This window comes from Nostoc sp. JL31 (assembly GCF_017114965.1).
Taxonomy (GTDB): domain Bacteria; phylum Cyanobacteriota; class Cyanobacteriia; order Cyanobacteriales; family Nostocaceae; genus Nostoc; species Nostoc punctiforme_A.
In genome coordinates this window covers 148,750-164,894 of record NZ_JABXKO010000118.1, presented here as the reverse complement: position 1 = coordinate 164,894, position 16,145 = coordinate 148,750, and the positions used below count along the sequence as shown (strand labels likewise).

At 40.8% G+C, this 16,145-nt stretch carries 15 protein-coding genes; 5 read left to right on the top strand and 10 right to left on the bottom strand.

Translation table 11 applies throughout. The features are described from left to right. Window positions 1-45: 45 nt before the first annotated feature. Complete coding sequence (locus HWQ43_RS31315) at window positions 46-1,965, top strand: cation:proton antiporter (RefSeq protein WP_292740882.1); 1,920 nt, start codon at window positions 46-48, stop codon at window positions 1,963-1,965. A gap of 61 nt (window positions 1,966-2,026) precedes the next feature. Here the strand turns inward: HWQ43_RS31315 and HWQ43_RS31310 are convergent, their stop codons facing one another. Further along, complete coding sequence (locus tag HWQ43_RS31310) at window positions 2,027-2,659, bottom strand: cytochrome b N-terminal domain-containing protein (protein ID WP_292740880.1); 633 nt, start codon at window positions 2,657-2,659, stop codon at window positions 2,027-2,029. A gap of 100 nt (window positions 2,660-2,759) precedes the next feature. Further along, the gene (locus HWQ43_RS31305; RefSeq protein ID WP_292740878.1) at window positions 2,760-3,455 is read right to left on the bottom strand and encodes a triacylglycerol lipase; all 696 of its coding nucleotides are present in this window, start codon (window positions 3,453-3,455) and stop codon (window positions 2,760-2,762) included. Between the two features lie 614 nt (window positions 3,456-4,069). Here HWQ43_RS31305 and HWQ43_RS31300 point away from each other — a divergent pair. Beyond that, window positions 4,070-5,545 carry a hypothetical protein gene (locus HWQ43_RS31300; protein WP_292740876.1) on the top strand — a complete coding sequence of 492 codons (1,476 nt, stop codon included), beginning with the start codon at window positions 4,070-4,072 and terminating at the stop codon, window positions 5,543-5,545. A gap of 464 nt (window positions 5,546-6,009) precedes the next feature. Here the strand turns inward: HWQ43_RS31300 and petJ are convergent, their stop codons facing one another. The 6 genes from petJ to HWQ43_RS31270 all read right to left on the bottom strand — a co-directional run bounded on the left by petJ (window position 6,010) and on the right by HWQ43_RS31270 (window position 10,027). Then, a complete protein-coding gene (gene petJ / locus HWQ43_RS31295) occupies window positions 6,010-6,354 on the bottom strand; it encodes a cytochrome c6 PetJ (protein WP_292740874.1) in 345 nt (114 codons plus the stop codon). Window positions 6,355-6,600: 246 nt separating this feature from the next. Then, window positions 6,601-7,020, bottom strand: coding sequence for a plastocyanin (petE, locus tag HWQ43_RS31290; protein ID WP_292740871.1), 420 nt, complete (start codon window positions 7,018-7,020; stop codon window positions 6,601-6,603). A gap of 243 nt (window positions 7,021-7,263) precedes the next feature. After that, window positions 7,264-7,755, bottom strand: a complete 492-nt coding sequence (gene psbV, locus HWQ43_RS31285) for a photosystem II cytochrome c-550 (RefSeq protein ID WP_094347444.1) — start codon at window positions 7,753-7,755, stop codon at window positions 7,264-7,266. 133 nt (window positions 7,756-7,888) lie between these two features. Next, a complete protein-coding gene (locus tag HWQ43_RS31280; protein ID WP_099100724.1) occupies window positions 7,889-8,104 on the bottom strand; it encodes a hypothetical protein in 216 nt (71 codons plus the stop codon). A 181-nt stretch (window positions 8,105-8,285) separates the two neighbouring features. Continuing rightward, window positions 8,286-9,122, bottom strand: a complete 837-nt coding sequence (locus HWQ43_RS31275) for a carbohydrate ABC transporter permease (RefSeq protein ID WP_292740868.1) — start codon at window positions 9,120-9,122, stop codon at window positions 8,286-8,288. Continuing rightward, window positions 9,119-10,027, bottom strand: a complete 909-nt coding sequence (locus HWQ43_RS31270; protein WP_292740866.1) for a carbohydrate ABC transporter permease — start codon at window positions 10,025-10,027, stop codon at window positions 9,119-9,121. The genes HWQ43_RS31275 and HWQ43_RS31270 overlap by 4 nt, the downstream gene beginning before the upstream one ends. Window positions 10,028-10,272: 245 nt before the next feature. Between HWQ43_RS31270 and HWQ43_RS31265 the strand changes: the two genes are divergently transcribed. Beyond that, on the top strand, window positions 10,273-12,708 hold the full coding sequence (locus tag HWQ43_RS31265) for an ATP-binding protein (protein WP_292740864.1): 2,436 nt from the start codon (window positions 10,273-10,275) through the stop codon (window positions 12,706-12,708). Here the strand turns inward: HWQ43_RS31265 and HWQ43_RS31260 are convergent. Beyond that, a complete protein-coding gene (locus HWQ43_RS31260) occupies window positions 12,623-12,943 on the bottom strand; it encodes a hypothetical protein (RefSeq protein ID WP_292740862.1) in 321 nt (106 codons plus the stop codon). The genes HWQ43_RS31265 and HWQ43_RS31260 overlap by 86 nt on opposite strands. Before the next feature lie 56 nt (window positions 12,944-12,999). Between HWQ43_RS31260 and HWQ43_RS31255 the strand changes: the two genes are divergently transcribed. Continuing rightward, window positions 13,000-14,376: a hypothetical protein gene (locus HWQ43_RS31255; protein ID WP_292740860.1), complete on the top strand. Its 1,377-nt coding sequence runs from the start codon at window positions 13,000-13,002 to the stop codon at window positions 14,374-14,376. Window positions 14,377-14,387: 11 nt separating this feature from the next. Then, window positions 14,388-14,717, top strand: a complete 330-nt coding sequence (locus HWQ43_RS31250; protein ID WP_292740858.1) for a hypothetical protein — start codon at window positions 14,388-14,390, stop codon at window positions 14,715-14,717. Window positions 14,718-14,874: 157 nt separating this feature from the next. On the opposite strand, the gene HWQ43_RS31245 is transcribed toward HWQ43_RS31250, so the two are convergent. Next, window positions 14,875-16,095 carry an ABC transporter substrate-binding protein gene (locus tag HWQ43_RS31245; protein ID WP_292740930.1) on the bottom strand — a complete coding sequence of 407 codons (1,221 nt, stop codon included), beginning with the start codon at window positions 16,093-16,095 and terminating at the stop codon, window positions 14,875-14,877. Between the last annotated feature and the right edge of the window lie 50 nt (window positions 16,096-16,145).

The window sequence follows — 16,145 nt, the reverse complement described above, 5'->3', positions numbered from 1 at the left end:
GTTTTTTACAAGAGATTTTGAAATAAATCGCTCAAAATCTACAACATGGAAGCATCTTTTGAAATCACCATACAGATGGCGATCGCTGTCTTTGCAGGCATTAGCGCCCAAGTGCTGGCTGCATACCTTCGTGTACCCAGCATCGTCTTGTTATTGCTGTTGGGCATTTTGTTTGGCTCTGATGGTATAGGGCTTTTGCATCCCCACGTGCTAGGCACTGGACTGGAAGTTATAGTCGCCCTCGCAACGGCAATCATTTTGTTTGAAGGCGGACTTAACTTGGATCTGCGAGAGTTAGGTAGAGTTTCAGTCAGCCTACAATTGCTCGTCACTCAAGGAACACTAATCACCCTGCTTGGCGGGAGTATGGCTGCTCATTGGTTGGGTGAATTTCCCTGGAACATAGCTTTTCTCTATGCTTCCATAGTCGTGGTGACAGGCCCAACCGTCGTTGGACCATTGCTCAAACAAATCAATGTAGATCGACAAGTGGCGACACTTTTGGAAGGAGAAGGGGTTTTAATTGACCCTGTAGGGGCTATCCTCGCCTTCGTTGTTCTTGATACGATTTTGAACGGCGATGCTGACCCCATCAATGCGATCGTCGGTTTACTTATACGTCTGGGTGTTGGCGCAGCAATTGGTGGTGCTGGCGGTTATCTGATGAGTTTGATTTTCAAACGCGCCAGTTTTCTGTCATTTGAGCTAAAAAACTTAGTGGTGTTGGCGATACTTTGGAGCTTGTTTACCTTATCGCAGATGATCCGCAGTGAATCGGGAGTCATGACAACAGTAGTTGCAGGAGCGGTCTTTGCTAACTCCTCAGTCCCGGAAGAACGTCTGTTACGCAGCTTTAAGGGTCAGCTGACAATTCTTAGCGTCTCGGTGCTATTTATCTTATTAGCTGCTGACCTATCCATTGCCAGTGTGTTTGCTTTGGGTTGGGGTAGTTTATTCACCGTTTTGGTACTAATGTTTGTCGTTCGCCCGATTAATATCTTGTTGTGTACCTGGAACAGTGACCTCAACTGGCGACAGAAACTATTTTTAAGCTGGGTTGCTCCGAGAGGAATTGTTGCCGCCTCTGTAGCTTCTTTTTTTGCGATTTCGTTGACACAGCGAGGCATTAACGGCGGTGATTCCATCAAAGCTTTAGTTTTCCTGACAATTATCATGACTGTTGTCTGCCAAGGGCTAACAGCTGGCTGGGTTGCTAAATGGCTGCAAATCACCTCTAAGGACGTAACTGGGGCAGTAATTGTGGGTTGTAATCCCTTGAGTCTTGTGATTGCCCGCTTTTTTCAAGAACGGGGAGAAAACGTGGTGATGATTGATACTGACCCCGAATGTCTTGTGCAAGCTGAGGCGCAAAATCTCCGGGTGATTGCCAGCAGTGCGCTGGATGCTGCGGTTTTGGAAGAGGCAGGACTTGCCTCTATGGGTACTTTTTTGGCGATGACAAGTAATGGGGAGGTGAATTTTGTTTTGGCTCAAAGAGCCGCTGAGGAGTTTAAACCCCCGCGCGTCTTAGCTGTTTTTCCCCGCGATCCGCAAGCGAGTATTTCAGCTAGTAATAAGGTTAATCAAGCTTTTATTCCAGACTTAGCAATTAAAACTTGGAATGAGTATTTGAATGATGGGCGAGTGAAGTTGGGGACAACTACGCTAGATGAATTGGAGTTTTCGACTCAATGCGATCGCATCCAAGAAAAGATTCGGACTGGGGTGTTGATACCGCTATTGGTAGAACGAGCAGAACGCTTACAGGTAATGCCAGCTAACCAAGATTGGGAAATTGGCGATCGCATTATTTATCTGTTACATGACCCCAGACCTAGCCTTTTAAAACGCTTATCTGGTGCTACCCAATCCACTCCCCTCTCTCTAGAAAAGTTACCAGAGGTTGAAGACCTATCCCTCGCCCAATTATCTCAACTTTCTACTAGTGAGGCTTCTGGGGGATGAGGGGCAGGGGAGCAGGGGAGCAGGGGGGCAGGGGAGGAATTCCTAGCTCTTGACTTTTTATTTAGCTTTGGGAAGGAATAAATTCGCTTTCTGGTTTTGGCGGTTCTTGATACATTTGCCATTCCTGCCAGAGTAAAGCAGACAAATGTACTATGGCGAGAATTAGTGTCGCTACCGAAATCAGATAACTGTGGATTGTGTAAAGGTGTTCGACGGTAATTGTGTTAATGGCTCCACCACCAGTCAGGATTTCGCGCAGTTGCCTACCAATCAAAGGAATGGCTTCGATGGTTCCTAGCTCAATGCTAAAACGCCAGTACCCTTCCTGAGTCCAATCTAAAATCATCGCTGTCCAATCCAGCCCGATCGCACTTAGGGTTAACAAAATCACACTAATCCAAGCAGCCAGCCAACTCTTGCGAAATTGCCGACTTAAAAACATGACCACAATTTGAATGAGAGCGATCGCAATTACCGCGTTACCAGCAAGATCATGCGCTCTCCAAAACAACCAGCCGTATGGCAGTTGTGTATTAATCATCTTCAATGAGTTATAAGCTCCGCCTGCTGTCGGTTCATAGTAAAAAGACAGCAAAATTCCGGTAGAGATATAAATTAAACACAGAGTCAAAATCACGACTGATAATATCGTCGCTATTCGTCGCAAAATCTTATCGAACTGGGTGCTTTGCATGGCTCACCCCTCCTGTTCTTAACTAAGTATTTATTCTTATTACAATTTTAGCTAAGAAATTTTAATAAATTTTACTTTTCTTATATATAAATAAAGTTTTTTAAATCAAATATTGCACCCAAGCTTTTAAGGGTTCTGGTGAGCCATACCAAATTCCAGGACTTCTGGGAGAATGCTTGACACCTTCAATCACCAGATTTTCCGCCCCCTGCAAATGAGCAGCTTCAATGGGCGTAATGCCATCTCCCCAAGTGTTACCCTTACCACAGGTTAATTGGTAACTACTGTAAGCTAACCAACTACCAGGCCGCCTTTTCCCAAAGATAGTTTTGCCAGCTACACAAACGTAACGAACGTTTTTGTAAAAAGCTCCTGGGTAGTTATTGGTGACAAAATCTAGATTGGAGCGTGTCCAGCGTTCTTGGCTAATATGGGGTGTACCCAAGGTGACGAAAGTAGCAACCAAGGGATGCCCTTGGCAGAGAAATGGTTTGACATCGCCGCGTGCTAAATAAGGCTTTTCTCCCATGTAAATGCGGGATATCCAACCTCCGGCTGAGTGACCAATTAAGTTAATTTGAGTAGCATTATATTGACGTAATATATGCTTGATCGTGTAATCGAGTTGTTGCAAAATCAGTGTTACGGGTCTTACTCCAAAAGTGGGGAGCCAGTCACGCCGCCGCAGTGGGACTGTAACTGTGGGAAAATCTAAGTTTTGTAGGGATTGTTCTAGTTGGCGATAAGTGATCGCGCTTTCTAAATATCCAGGTAAAATAACTGTCGGTAACGGCATTTGAAATTTTGGATGCAATGATTGAGGGTTTGAACTTTTTTGACGAAAAAGTAGTCATATTCAAGAGCTAGAATTGCGATCGCCTGACTCACCCCTTAGAGAAAAAACCAATAGCTTTGGTGGAATTTAAGGCTAGAATGTCAATAAAATTGTACAGGTTGCAACAGTTTGAGGGGCTGCCGATGTGGTAATATTTTCAAATAGGGCCCAGTCTCGGAAAAACACGTGTGTCATCTGTTACAGAAGTGTAGTTGACTGAAAAACAGTTGAAAAAACAAGACAACTTCGGCAGATGTTTTGATGTATTCAAACTTGTGCGTTTACTTAAACTCTATAAAACTTTCAGATATTAATTTTAATTGTGTGTGTCATAACAATAAAAATCAAAAGTAGTAATTTTTCAAATATCTCTTTAGCAGACTCAAATTTTGAAAATATGATACAGCGTCATTAGATTAATTAAAAACTTGAATAAATGGCAATTTTGGCGTTTTGATTGCCAACTGGGGAAGTTATTATTTCCTTATGAAGAACGCATATCTTGCAAGATATTGCAATGTCGAAAAGAGAAAATCGCTAGTCAACTGCAACTGAGTGAGTGAACCATAACATCTATGTCTTACGTCTCCCTGCTGAAAAATATACCAGAAATCTTAAGCCAGCCAATTGGGATAGCAGCTATAGCCTCCCTTGGTATCCACGGTGCGATCGCCATGATCGTACCATTGATGCCGATGGAGTCTAACAAGCCCAAAGAAACAGCATCATCCAAAACAGTCGGACTTTTGGAATTGAGCCAAGCCGACCAAAATCGTTTGCCGCAAAGCACGCCCCAGATTGGTTTACAACAATTACCTCCAGTCGCCCCACTTGCTGCTTCAAACTTTAGCCTCCAACCGGGATTAACCCCATTAGCACCATCACCATCCAGCCAGCTGGTATTACCTCCGCTACCGGCATCATCGAATAACTATCGAGTCTCTTCCTTGCCTACAAGGCAGTCTTTGCGGATGATTCCTAGTGATAATTTGCGGTTTGATGCTTCTAAATTTGATAGTTCTAAATTTAATACCAGCGCTAGATTCTCTCAACCAGTTCCTCGTGTAGATGTGAATGAGAGTGTCGCCAAATACGAGCCACCTAAGCCGCTAGCTGTAAATAGGTTGCCAGAATTGCAGTCGCAGCAAATACCTGCTGATATGCTGCGGAATGCCCAGCCTCCAATCTTATCTGACAGTACACCCGTTGCAACGGCACAGGTAAATACGACTTCGCAGCCAATGACGCAACCAATTCCGAATGCGTCGTCTACCATTGCTCAAAACCCGCTGATAAATTCTCTAAAACAAGCTCCAAGGAATGGGGATACTTTAATTGGAACTAGGGGAAGCACGCTACAAACAGCGGATTTATCAACGAAGGGAACTCAACAGGCAATTGCACAGCTAGACTCCTACGCCAACCTGAGAAAGGAAGTCCAGCAACAATACCCCAACGCTGAACAAAAACCAGTCATCCGCCAAACATTATCCACGAATAAGTCAAATCTTGAAGGTGCTGTTTTGGGTGTATTGGTGGTAGATCCTGATGGTAAGGTCTTAGATATCAAATTTCAAGACAAGTTAATTTCCCCAGAATTGCAATTAAAAGCAAGGCAATACTTCAACAAGCAATCCCCCAAGGGTGATAAACAGATTAGTTCCTATCCATTCAACCTACGTTTCCAAAACAGCACAAGCAATCTTACTGGGACTACTCAAGAGCAAAAACCCTCGTCATTATCTGCACCGGGAATCAATAACAATCAGATTACCCCCTCACCAGCAGCGACTTTTAAACCATTACCTGATTTACAAATCAAAAATAACCCGCCTACGTCCTCACCAACAGGTACTCTCAAGCCATTATCTGAACTGCAAATTAAAAATAACCAGCCTACGCCTTCATCGGCAGCTACTACTTCTCAACCTTTATTGTTGCCGAAAATCAATCAGGGTCAGTCTACATCTGCTGCTGAATCGGATAAAAAATTAGTAGAACGGTTGCGCGAAGTTAAGGAAAACAGACAAAAGTCTAATCCAGAAAAATAATCGCCCGTTGATGATTTTAGATTCAGGTAGGGATAATTTATCTAGACGCATTTGCAGCGTCTGATAAAGAAGCGGCTACTCTACGAGTTCTCAACTGGAGTAACCGCAGGGTACTTTCCCTACCTGAAGATAATTCTTTTCGACTATTTTTTGTATAAATCCTGTTTAAAATACAATACGTTTGGCTTAAGGGTTATTGGTGTAGTTTCAAGACGCGATTTATCGCGTCTCTACATCAGGGTTTTGGGTTTAAAATATTGTTTTTGATAGTTGACAAATTAGCGATCGCTAGCTCGTCATACATAATACTTAATTTAGAAGTTCGTTAAAAGGTTCCAAGAAGGAAATCTACTGAGGGATTTCCAACAAATAAATTCTCCAATATTTTGAGGTGAGCGTCTAACTGGCTATTAACTAAAGATAGGCAAACGCTCACCCCACAAAGACTATACGGTATAGCTACTTTACCAACCTTGTTCTGCATTTTGAAAAACGTAAGCAGCCACCTCCAGAATCTCCTCAGAACTTAACTTGCCTTTAAAAGCAGGCATAGCATTTTTACCATTTTGCACTTGGTGGATAATTGCCTCGATTGAGTCTTGATTGTAATTTTCTAGGTACTTTGACAATGCTTCCTTTTTCAAGGTTTTCTGGCTGATAAGGATGTTACCGCCACCTATATGGCAAGAAGCGCAGTTAGCCTCGAAAATTTTAGCACCGTTGGATGTTTCGGCAGCTAGTGCTGGACTAATGAATGTAAATTTGAATAGAGCGATCGCCGACAGTAGAATTAATAAAAGTATTCTCAACAGTATTTCCTCGCAACAAGCCTCCAGCAAGAGTATAAACGTGATTAATCCCTGATTAAGTCAAATTTGATCAAAATTGGCGGTAACAAGTTCACTCCTCGATCGCTACAGATTGTTTAGCGTCTTAGGGAAGGATAGAACTCGTTACCGCCATTTCTGCATTTTATGCGTCACTCTAGGAGTGTAGCGTGTGGCGATGAGCTAATTTTCACGTCAGTAATCATCTCGTGTCAAACGCTGGTGTTTCTAGCCTTGGACAGTGATTGTACCAATCATGCCAGCACCACGATGAGGTTCACAGTAGAAGGTGTAGTCACCAGCAGGAGCGTCTGCTGCAAAGGTGGTTGTTTCCTTTTGGCCAGGACTCATGAGCAACTTCTTATGAGACAGAGATTTAGCTAAATCGGCGCTCTTAGTGGGGTTTTTGGTAGCATCAAACACAACATTATGGGGAGGAACTTTATTGTTTACCCATTCAACTGTGTCGCCTGGTTTAATAGTCAACTTTTTCGGTTCAAATGCCAGCATTCCTTTATCGCTACCCAATTTCACCTGGTAGGTTTCAGCCGAAGCACTGGGAGTAAAAACAGCAAAGCTGCTAACAACTAAAAGGATTGTCAACACAGCTAAACTAAGGCGTCGCCAGCTTGCCGAAATTAATTTCATAGCTCTCTCCTAACAAACAATTTTTTTCCCTTTCTCATTTTAAATAAAATCAACACCAAAGTATGACAATCTGTCATAGATCCATTTTTTTTTAAAGAATGGAGAGCAATTTATTGCAAAAAGCTGTCCAATAAGCAGTAAATGGGGAATAGGGAACGGGGAATTAGGAGTAGGGACTGAATTCTTCCCAATGCCCTATTCCCAATGCCCAATACCCTATTCCCAATGACTCAACTCCGGGATTTAGTAATAGATTTTTCCGCCTCCCCACTTAGTACCAACGATTTTGGGTTGTAAGAGAATATGACCGGCGATCGCCTCTAAGTCATCATCCGTCAGATTTCGCACTGCTGTGAAAATATCTGCGCTTTTGAGACTGGGGTGTATTTCGGAAATCTCTTCTTCCCCGTCGTAAGTAGTGGGATTTTTCAGGTAATCTACTAAACCTTCAATGTTGTTACGGTTAGGTGTTGCCAGTGCCAAGTCCTCTGGAGTGAGTCCGACGTTTTGGTTTGTCTTGGTAACTCCCCCAGCATGACATTGGGCGCAAGCGTAATTAAATAAGCGTTTGCCTTCTTTGACTTGTTTAAGGCTGAGTACAACGGTATCACCCTGAGTATTTAATGGCACTGTTCGGGTAGCTTCGTCTAGTTCCACTGCTGTCGCGCTACCGACAATCAACTGAAACGAGAGTAAAACAGTAGCCACAACAACGCCAATTAGTCTTATAAACATGTTTCCCCTTAAAGATTTTGACGCTCAACACAGCTAAGAACGCGATTCTCAATCTCCAAGCTGCTAATTGCTAATGACTCATTGTTTTTTATCATTAGCTATCAGTTATTAGCCAAAGTTCTGAGATAACCCTTCAGGTGACTTCGTGATCACCCACCAAGTCGTTAGTACCATTGGGGCGTATTTCAGAGGATATTTGGGAAATAATTGCCTTTGCATCTTCTAACGCCAAACGGGTCTTTTGGTGTTTGTAGGCGATTCCCAGTTGGTTGCACAGAGAAAACACTTGTTCTACAGGAATGCTGTAGTCGGCTGCTATCTCTGCGATCGATAGGTCTGCAAAACCCATAATGCTTGTTTACTGATAGATCGAGATTGAGTCGCTGTAATACCAATATCACGTTAGGAGTGCAATTTGTTGCCCAAAATACTGTTTGGGGAATGGGGCATTGAGAATGGGGCATGGGGCATGGGGAACAGAGAGAGCAAAGGAGAATAATTAATGCCCAATGCCCAATGCCCAATGCCTATTAACCTTTTCCCCCGGTAAAGGTGACGCTTTGAATAAAGTAACGATTAAAAAAGGCATAAATGCCTAAAGCTGGCAGGGTAAAGACCATAGAAGCCGCCATAATGTAGTTCCAATAGCTGATGTATTGACCTTTGAAGGTGTTCAGCCCCAAGGGGAGGGTAAACATTTCTGGGTCAAATAGGATAACTATAGGCAGTAAAAAATTATTCCAACTCCCCATGAAGACAAAAACCGCCTGCGCTGCTAGTGCTGGTTTTGCCAAAGGTAAGACAATGTGTCGAAAAATTCCAAAAGTATTTAAGCCATCGAGTTGAGCTGCTTCTTCTAGTTCTTTAGGAAAATTAACGAAAAACTGCCGCATCATGAAGATAAAAGTGGCATTAACCATGCTAGGAACAATCATGCCTTGATAAGAATTCAGCCAGCCGATCGCTTTCAAAATCAAAAATGTGGGAATCAGGGTGATTTGCGTCGGTACTGCTAGTACTGCCAGGATGAGAAAGAACCAAAAGCGTTTGCCCACAAAGCGCAGTCTTGCCAAGGCATAACCAGCCATTGAATTTAACAACAAGTTTAAAAGCGTAACGCTGAGTGCGATCGCTACACTATTGAACAACCAGCGCCAAAACAGTGGTTCTTGGAGAAAGATTTGCTTGTAGTTATCGAGAGTAAAATTCTTGGGGAGAAAGTTGGGTTCACCACCGACAATCTCTGTTAGTGGCTTAAATGATGCTGAAAGTGCCCAGAGAAAGGGGATTAGGGTAATGATGGCATAAAGTGTCAGTAAGACGTATAACAGGGCTTTGAGCCAGGATAAGCCAGAGGTGTTAGTCAAATCCGTTCACCTCCAAAAAGTCGCCGTTGAATCAAAGTGATGGCAATGATTACTGCTGTTAACAAAAATGCGATCGCAGCTGCATATCCCATTTGTAAATTCCGAAACACAGCTTGATAAATTAGCAGCACCACAGTTAAGGTAGCGTTGTTTGGCCCACCAGTACCGCCAGAAAAGATGTAAGACTGGTCAAAAAGTTGAAAAGTCCCAATTACCCCCACTGTTACCACAAAGAAGGTTACAGGCTTAAGCAAGGGAAGAGTAATGTGGATAAATTGCTGCCATCCATTTGCGCCATCAAGTTCCGCGGCCTCGTAAAGTGTTTGGGGTATATCTTGCAACGCCGCCAGATAAATCACCATAAAAAACGGTGCAGTTGACCAAATGTTCATGATCATAATGCCTTTGAGCGCAACTGCTGGATCGCCCAACCAGTTGTAAGTAGGTAGCCCCACAAAAGCGAGAAAATCGTTTAGTAGCCCATCAGTGTTATAAATCCACATAAAGATGAGTGTCAGCACTGCTGAAGAGGTGACTGTCGGCAAAAAGTAGAGGATGCGCCACCAGTTTTTACCACGAATCCCAGAATTCAGAGTTACCGCCAGAATTAAAGCCAGGATAGTTTGAGTTGGCACAACAATAGCTACATATTCGGCTGTGTTTCTTAAAGCAATCCAAACTCTTTCATCTTCAGCTAATCGCGTGAAGTTCCGAAAACCGATGAACTCGTACTCAATACTGCCGAGAAGTTGGACTTTTTGGAAGGAAAGAAAAACGGCGTAGACAATGGGTAAGACTACAAAAGTTCCCAAAACTAGAATGGTGGGCATCATGAACATATATCCAGCCACGTCTTCAGTGATGTTCCATCTGGGGTTATTCCGCCGCCTGTTGATTTCAAACACTACTGAACCTCCGCTTAATCCCGCACTAACCCGACTGTAGCGATGGGTTGTGCATGATTATTTATCGTACTCCTGTACAAAAATATTTAACCTCATCAAATGAGTCTCTACCTTTAGAAAGCGTAGATCAAAGCAGCAAGTCAAAAGACATCGCTTGTGTGAGTTAGCTGAATATGCAACTTAGGGAACTATATATTTGGTTTCCTTGGGATGCTAATTACCTAATTCAAGCAATAGGACACAAAATGTCATATACAGCGTACTTACGTTCGATTAAAAATAAACTCCAAAGAACTGGTAAAACTCAAAAAAGCCTACGAGTCAAAACTATCATAGAACAGTTTGGCTACCAGCGTAGAAGTCAATCATTCATAGATAATTTTAATACTGCTCTTGATGAATTGGGGCTTTGTGCAAATCCTCGGTTGGATTTGCATATTCCGTTAGATACAAAAATAGCTATTTCTATTAAAGGTGTAGAACCAATAAATGAAGTTGCTGAATCTCAATCAATTTCAGCCAAACTAAAAGAGGCAATTTCAGTTAAACACGATTTTTTCTACTACCTATTTGATTTTGGCTCTGAACAAGAATATGAACGATTCCAAGCGTGTTTAGATTCGCACCAGCCAGTAGGTATTTTTTTGATTCCGCAAGTAGAAGATTTCTTCTGTGATATTGTTGTCAAAATCTTTAATTATGAATTAATTAGAAAATATCAATATGGAGGCTATAATAGTATACCCAAAGCTGCTAGTAGGAAAATCCCTACAAGTATTGCCTCAGAAGATAAAGATTGTGAAGACGAACAAGAAAATCCTATCTCTGATGCTAGTATTTTTCAATTTTATCGCTCAACTATGACTAGTATTATACTTGGCAATACTGGTTTAGAATTGCTTGATTCTGAAAAATTCGATCGGCAGTTTGAACAGATATCCCTATATGCCAATAAATATAATTCCGAACAATTTTTTATTTTATTTCATTGTCCATCGGCATCAGAAATCCAAGCTCATCAGCGAGAAGATGCTTTAGGATATTTGGTAGATAAAGTTGCTAGTAAAATTCCTTTTACTTTTACTCTCAGGTGTAAATACCCAAATGAAGCCTCTATTGAATACAAAGAGGAAGTGTACGCCCATTTTCGTCTACTGCTAGAACTTCCATATTATGAAATAGAGGAAGATGATGCATCTTTGCAAGATTACTTTGTCGAATTACAAAAAGCTCAAATCCAAGCTGAGTCTCAATTATTGCTGAAGATGAAAGCTGAACATTTTTACACTCTGAAGTGGCAGCAGGAAAGTAAAGAATATATCTACCTTAAGTATTTTGCTATTAAAACGTTGGAAAGTCTAGGATATGGATTGTCTAATATCGGCTGTGAAGTTGACTTGACTTCTAGAGATGAAGATATATCAGACGATGATGAAGAGTATAAAAATGAAATTATAGAAGTCTATGTAAAAAATCAGGTAGTAGTTGAGATAGAAACTCTCAAATACCAAGAATTTCAGGATAACAATCTCTTTTTAGATTCAATTAAAAGAGTTTTGAGGAAATCCAAAGTATGGCCAAATCAACTAGAAAGCCTTTGGTTGGTAATTCCCGGTTTTGAGATAGCACGCAACTATTACCAACTAAAAAAAGTGAAGGAAATATTAGAATATAAGTTTTCTGGATATTATGGCGATCGCTTCCAAGTTGTAATCATGGCTCCTGATTATGAAAAACACCAATTAGTTCCAGTATCCTTTGACTCTATCAACTACCCATCTTTTGAGTATGTGGCTCAAAAACCTAGTTTAGTACAAGCATATCCAATTACTAACCGCGTCAAAGAATTTAAACTTGACTTTAGCCAAGTACAAGGGCTGAATGAAGAAAAAGAGAAACTAACTAGACTCCTGAAGCTGCAATCTAAAGGATATAAGAGTTCAATTGGTGGATTTCTTTTCTATGGCTTACCGGGATGTGGTAAAACTCTACTAGCAAATGCCTTTGCTAATGAGTCTGGAAGATATTTCTTTAAGTTCTCTCCTGCCGATATTGTCAGTGTTTGGATAGGGCAAAGTCAAAAGAATATTCGAGATATCTTTGCTCAAGCTAAGAAAAAATCTCCTTCACTTTTATTCATTGATGAGTTAGACAGTATTGGGTTTAATCGCAATGAAGATAACGCCCACACAGACCAAAAGGCAACTATCAACCAATTACTGATAGAACTAAATAATCTGCAAAATAGTGATGTAATTGTAATTGCGGCTACTAACTATTTGAGTGGGATTGATAGTGCTTTGAAGCGTTCTGGTAGATTGGATTGGAAGATTCCTGTTTTCCCACCCGATCAAGTGGAAAGAATAGATTTGTTCAAACACTACCTATCAAAAATTGATATGAATCAGCTAGTCAACTTTGAAATTCTGGCAGATAAAAGTGGGAGATTTACTTCATCAGATATTGAGTTGGTTTGCCGGGAAGTCAGAAATGCTATTCTTCTAGAAGAAATAAGTTCGGCTTTAACAACTTCAGATGTGATTACTTACATCAATAATCTGCAAGACGGCGGTTTAAGTCTTAATGAAGGACAAGTCAAAGAATTTTTGGAAGAGTGTAGGAGAATGAGTGTAAAAAATAATAAGTTAGAAACTCTGAAATTAGAATGGGGATTGTATTAGCAATAGGCTGGCGATCGCTATTACCACACCCTAATTGCTCGTAAAAAATAACTCGTCTTCCTGTTGTTGCGATCGCTTCTAATGGTTCTAAGTATTCGTGGGGTACTCCTGAGTCTCCGTGAAGACACAGCAGCGGTAGCTTACCAGAATATTCTCGATCTGGTTTGACAATCCGATACCATACCTGATGACCACGAAATGAGATAAAACCTTCGAGGGCAGAAGTATTAGACATGGCACAAAAATTATTTGACATTATAATAGTCAAATATACGTAGACAAAAATAGCAAATGGGGATCATCCACCCAAGAATAATTGATTACCACGGCATTTCAGCAACCCAAGCACAGCTAGATTTTGCCATAGCATTTCTAGATGAAGATATTCCCCTTTACGTTGACCCTTTTCTTTTATGGAAGTCTCCCTCACAACAAGACCAATCACTTCATACCTCTATAATTAATTCCTTTAATAACCTAAACTTTCTTGTTCAGAAAGGCAAAATAGATCAGGCTCGTGACAACCTCATTCTTGCATCTGAATGCCAAGAGATTGGACTTGGATTGTCAAAAAAACGAAAAGGTATAAAAATTAGTCGTAATAAAGCAGATGAAATTATCTCTCTATTTCAGAAAGTTCCTGAGTATGGAAAATACGGATTTATTCACTTTGAAGAAATCCAGTTTTATATAGATGGAATTGCGAAAGATCGGATCAGTGATATTTGTTGTAATTTTATTAAATCATTTCTAATAGACTTTACAATACAACAATGCGAACAACTAGGAATACCAATTGATAAAGCTGTTATTTCTGTACTTTACGACTACCAAAAAAACTCATTTATCCTAAATCAGGAAATTACATTGCCTGTGAATCCTGAAACCAAAGAGCCTTTAATTTTTGTTCCTAAGAGATGGCTAAAATTTTCTCCGTGGATCAACTTTGAAGACTACTTTAAAGATTACTGCCCTCGTGATGAAATTTTTAATCCTGGTGAGCCAGAAGAACGTGTTAAGGTTCTAAACTTCAATAGGGATAATTATGGCATTGTTCAGGAATATATTAAGGTAAAAGAGCGAACTCAGGATGACTGTAAAAATGATCCGCTCTTTAAACAGATTCCAGTCTTGTCGGCTAGACGCAAATTAGGTGAAATACAAAAACTACCAACAGGAAAAACGGATGAAGCAGACATTAAATACGAAGATTACATCTGTCAACTTCTTGCATCGCTTTTCTATCCAGACCTTGACTTTGCAGCAAAGCAGAGTCGTACAGAATCTGGAAGACTGATTCGAGACCTCATTTTTTACAATAATAGGTCAATTGATTTTCTTCAAGAGATTCATCAAGATTATGGTAATAGACAGCTTATTTTTGAGTTAAAGAACGTCAAGACAATCGAGCGTGAACACATTAGCCAACTCAATAGATATCTTGATTCTGGTCTTGGTAAGTTTGGTGTTATCGTGACAAGAAACCCTCTCTCAAAAGCAATGTTCGGCAATACTATCGATTTATGGTCTGGACAAAGACGATGTATCATTACGCTTACAGATGAGGATATCTCGTTAATGGTTAATATCTTTGAGAGTAAGCAGCGCTCACCAATTGATGTTCTTAAAAAAAAGTATGTGGAATTTCGTCGAGCTTGTCCCTCGTAAAAGGTGAATAGATGAAGCGTAAAGATGTTGATGAGTTTGAAAAACTATCGGGACAACTTCAAGGTATTTACGAAGAAATTTCTGTCTTGTCTAAAAAATCTCCGAATGATGCGGTCAATAAGTTTAAACTCAATTTTATCAATCAACTGTTGAATGGCTCGAATGGTTTCCTTGAAGAGAAATATCGGCCTTTTAAAGAATTTTCAGAGTTTGATACAGATGATGTTCCCCAAAATAGTGATGTAGTACTGATGTTATCTCAGTACGTAGCCGCTATGAAGCAGTTCAAATCCACTTATTATGGCTTGGATGGTGCCGTGCGTCGCTGGTTTACTGAATAAATACAGCGTTTTGAAACTAATTGAATTATACTACTGACTTCTAGAAAGTAGAGATTTCCCCACTTTCTGCCCTAATAACAATAGTCTATTTACCTGTAAATTGCGCCCTCATAGTTGATCGTTAGCAGTTAAGTATTATGCGGTCAATACTCTTAAGTTACTCCATCGCCCTAATTTGCTGATTAGCTTCATTCTGTGCCTTCAGCATTGCTTGTTTTAATGGTTGTTGCCCCAACAAAGCGCTGACAAACTGGTTATCAAAATTATTCACGATCGCACCTGGATACTGACCTACTTGCCACGGTGTAGCGTAATTAACACCCGCGACTAATGGCGATCGCAACGGGTCTTGGTCATAACCCAAATTCTTTGCCACTGATTTACGTGTTGGCAAAGCAAACCCTGTTCCTGTCCACTTTTGCATTCCTTCTTTACCTGTGAGATAAGAAATCAACTCCCAGGCTTCGGCTTTGTGTTGTGCTTGCTTGTTCATCACATAGGCGACTGTAAACACCATTGTGCCTTTTTTTTCATTAATAGTAGGCACTGGTGCAGTAGCAAACTCTACTTGTGGAAAGGTTTCAGTTAAATAGGGAATTGCCCAGTTACCTTCAATCACCATTGCCACTTTACTCTGACCAAACATTTCACTACCTGAGTTTGTCCCCACATCAGATTTTTGGGCAGAGGAGCGGTCTTTTTGATACTGGTTTACTACTAACTCTAAACCCTGCAAACCTGCTGCACTGGCAAAAGTAGCATAACCATTTCCATCGACAAGTTGTCCACCAAAGGCTTTAATTTTATAAGCTTGACGCGCTAATTCTGGAATTTCCCCAAAGCCATATTTGTTAAGCTTGCCTGTTAATTGTTGCGAGTAATTACGTAATTCATCCCAAGTCGCTGGCGGATTACTTAAGCCTGCGGCGGCGAAAGCTTTTTTGTTATAAAACAGAGCAAGGGTGGAATAGTCTTTGGGAAGCCCGTAAATCTGGTTCTGATATTTAAAACTGTTGAGTAGGGTATCCTCGAAGTCTACTAAGTCAAATTTGGGAGTGATATAACTATCTAACGGTTCCAGCACATTTTGACTCATCAAGAAAGGAGCTTCCAGGGCATCCAGATAAAAGACATCGGGCGCAGCTTCCCCAACTAAACGAGTTTTGATTACATCCATGTATTGATCGGAAATTACCTCATATTTGACCTTAATAGTTGGATGTTGTGCTTCAAAGTCTTGCAGTACTTTTCTCAAGAGTTTTTGCTCAACGGGAGAGCCTCCCCAACCACTAAGTTTGATGCTGACTGCGGTAGATGCTAACGGTTTACTTGGCAATTGTAGGCTTTGACAAGCAATAATAGCGATCGCGATCGCCATCACCAAAGCCAAAAAATTAAATAATCCTTTATTGTTCACAAACAAATAAT

Coding starts and splice junctions, on each gene's coding strand:
- HWQ43_RS31315 (WP_292740882.1), top strand. CDS start 46: ATGGAAGCATCTTTTGAAATCACCATACAGATGGCGATCGCTGTCTTT.
- HWQ43_RS31310 (WP_292740880.1), bottom strand. CDS start 2,659: ATGCAAAGCACCCAGTTCGATAAGATTTTGCGACGAATAGCGACGATA.
- HWQ43_RS31305 (WP_292740878.1), bottom strand. CDS start 3,455: ATGCCGTTACCGACAGTTATTTTACCTGGATATTTAGAAAGCGCGATC.
- HWQ43_RS31300 (WP_292740876.1), top strand. CDS start 4,070: ATGTCTTACGTCTCCCTGCTGAAAAATATACCAGAAATCTTAAGCCAG.
- petE (WP_292740871.1), bottom strand. CDS start 7,020: ATGAAATTAATTTCGGCAAGCTGGCGACGCCTTAGTTTAGCTGTGTTG.
- psbV (WP_094347444.1), bottom strand. CDS start 7,755: ATGTTTATAAGACTAATTGGCGTTGTTGTGGCTACTGTTTTACTCTCG.
- HWQ43_RS31280 (WP_099100724.1), bottom strand. CDS start 8,104: ATGGGTTTTGCAGACCTATCGATCGCAGAGATAGCAGCCGACTACAGC.
- HWQ43_RS31265 (WP_292740864.1), top strand. CDS start 10,273: ATGTCATATACAGCGTACTTACGTTCGATTAAAAATAAACTCCAAAGA.
- HWQ43_RS31260 (WP_292740862.1), bottom strand. CDS start 12,943: ATGTCTAATACTTCTGCCCTCGAAGGTTTTATCTCATTTCGTGGTCAT.
- HWQ43_RS31255 (WP_292740860.1), top strand. CDS start 13,000: ATGGGGATCATCCACCCAAGAATAATTGATTACCACGGCATTTCAGCA.
- HWQ43_RS31250 (WP_292740858.1), top strand. CDS start 14,388: ATGAAGCGTAAAGATGTTGATGAGTTTGAAAAACTATCGGGACAACTT.
- HWQ43_RS31245 (WP_292740930.1), bottom strand. CDS start 16,095: ATGGCGATCGCGATCGCTATTATTGCTTGTCAAAGCCTACAATTGCCA.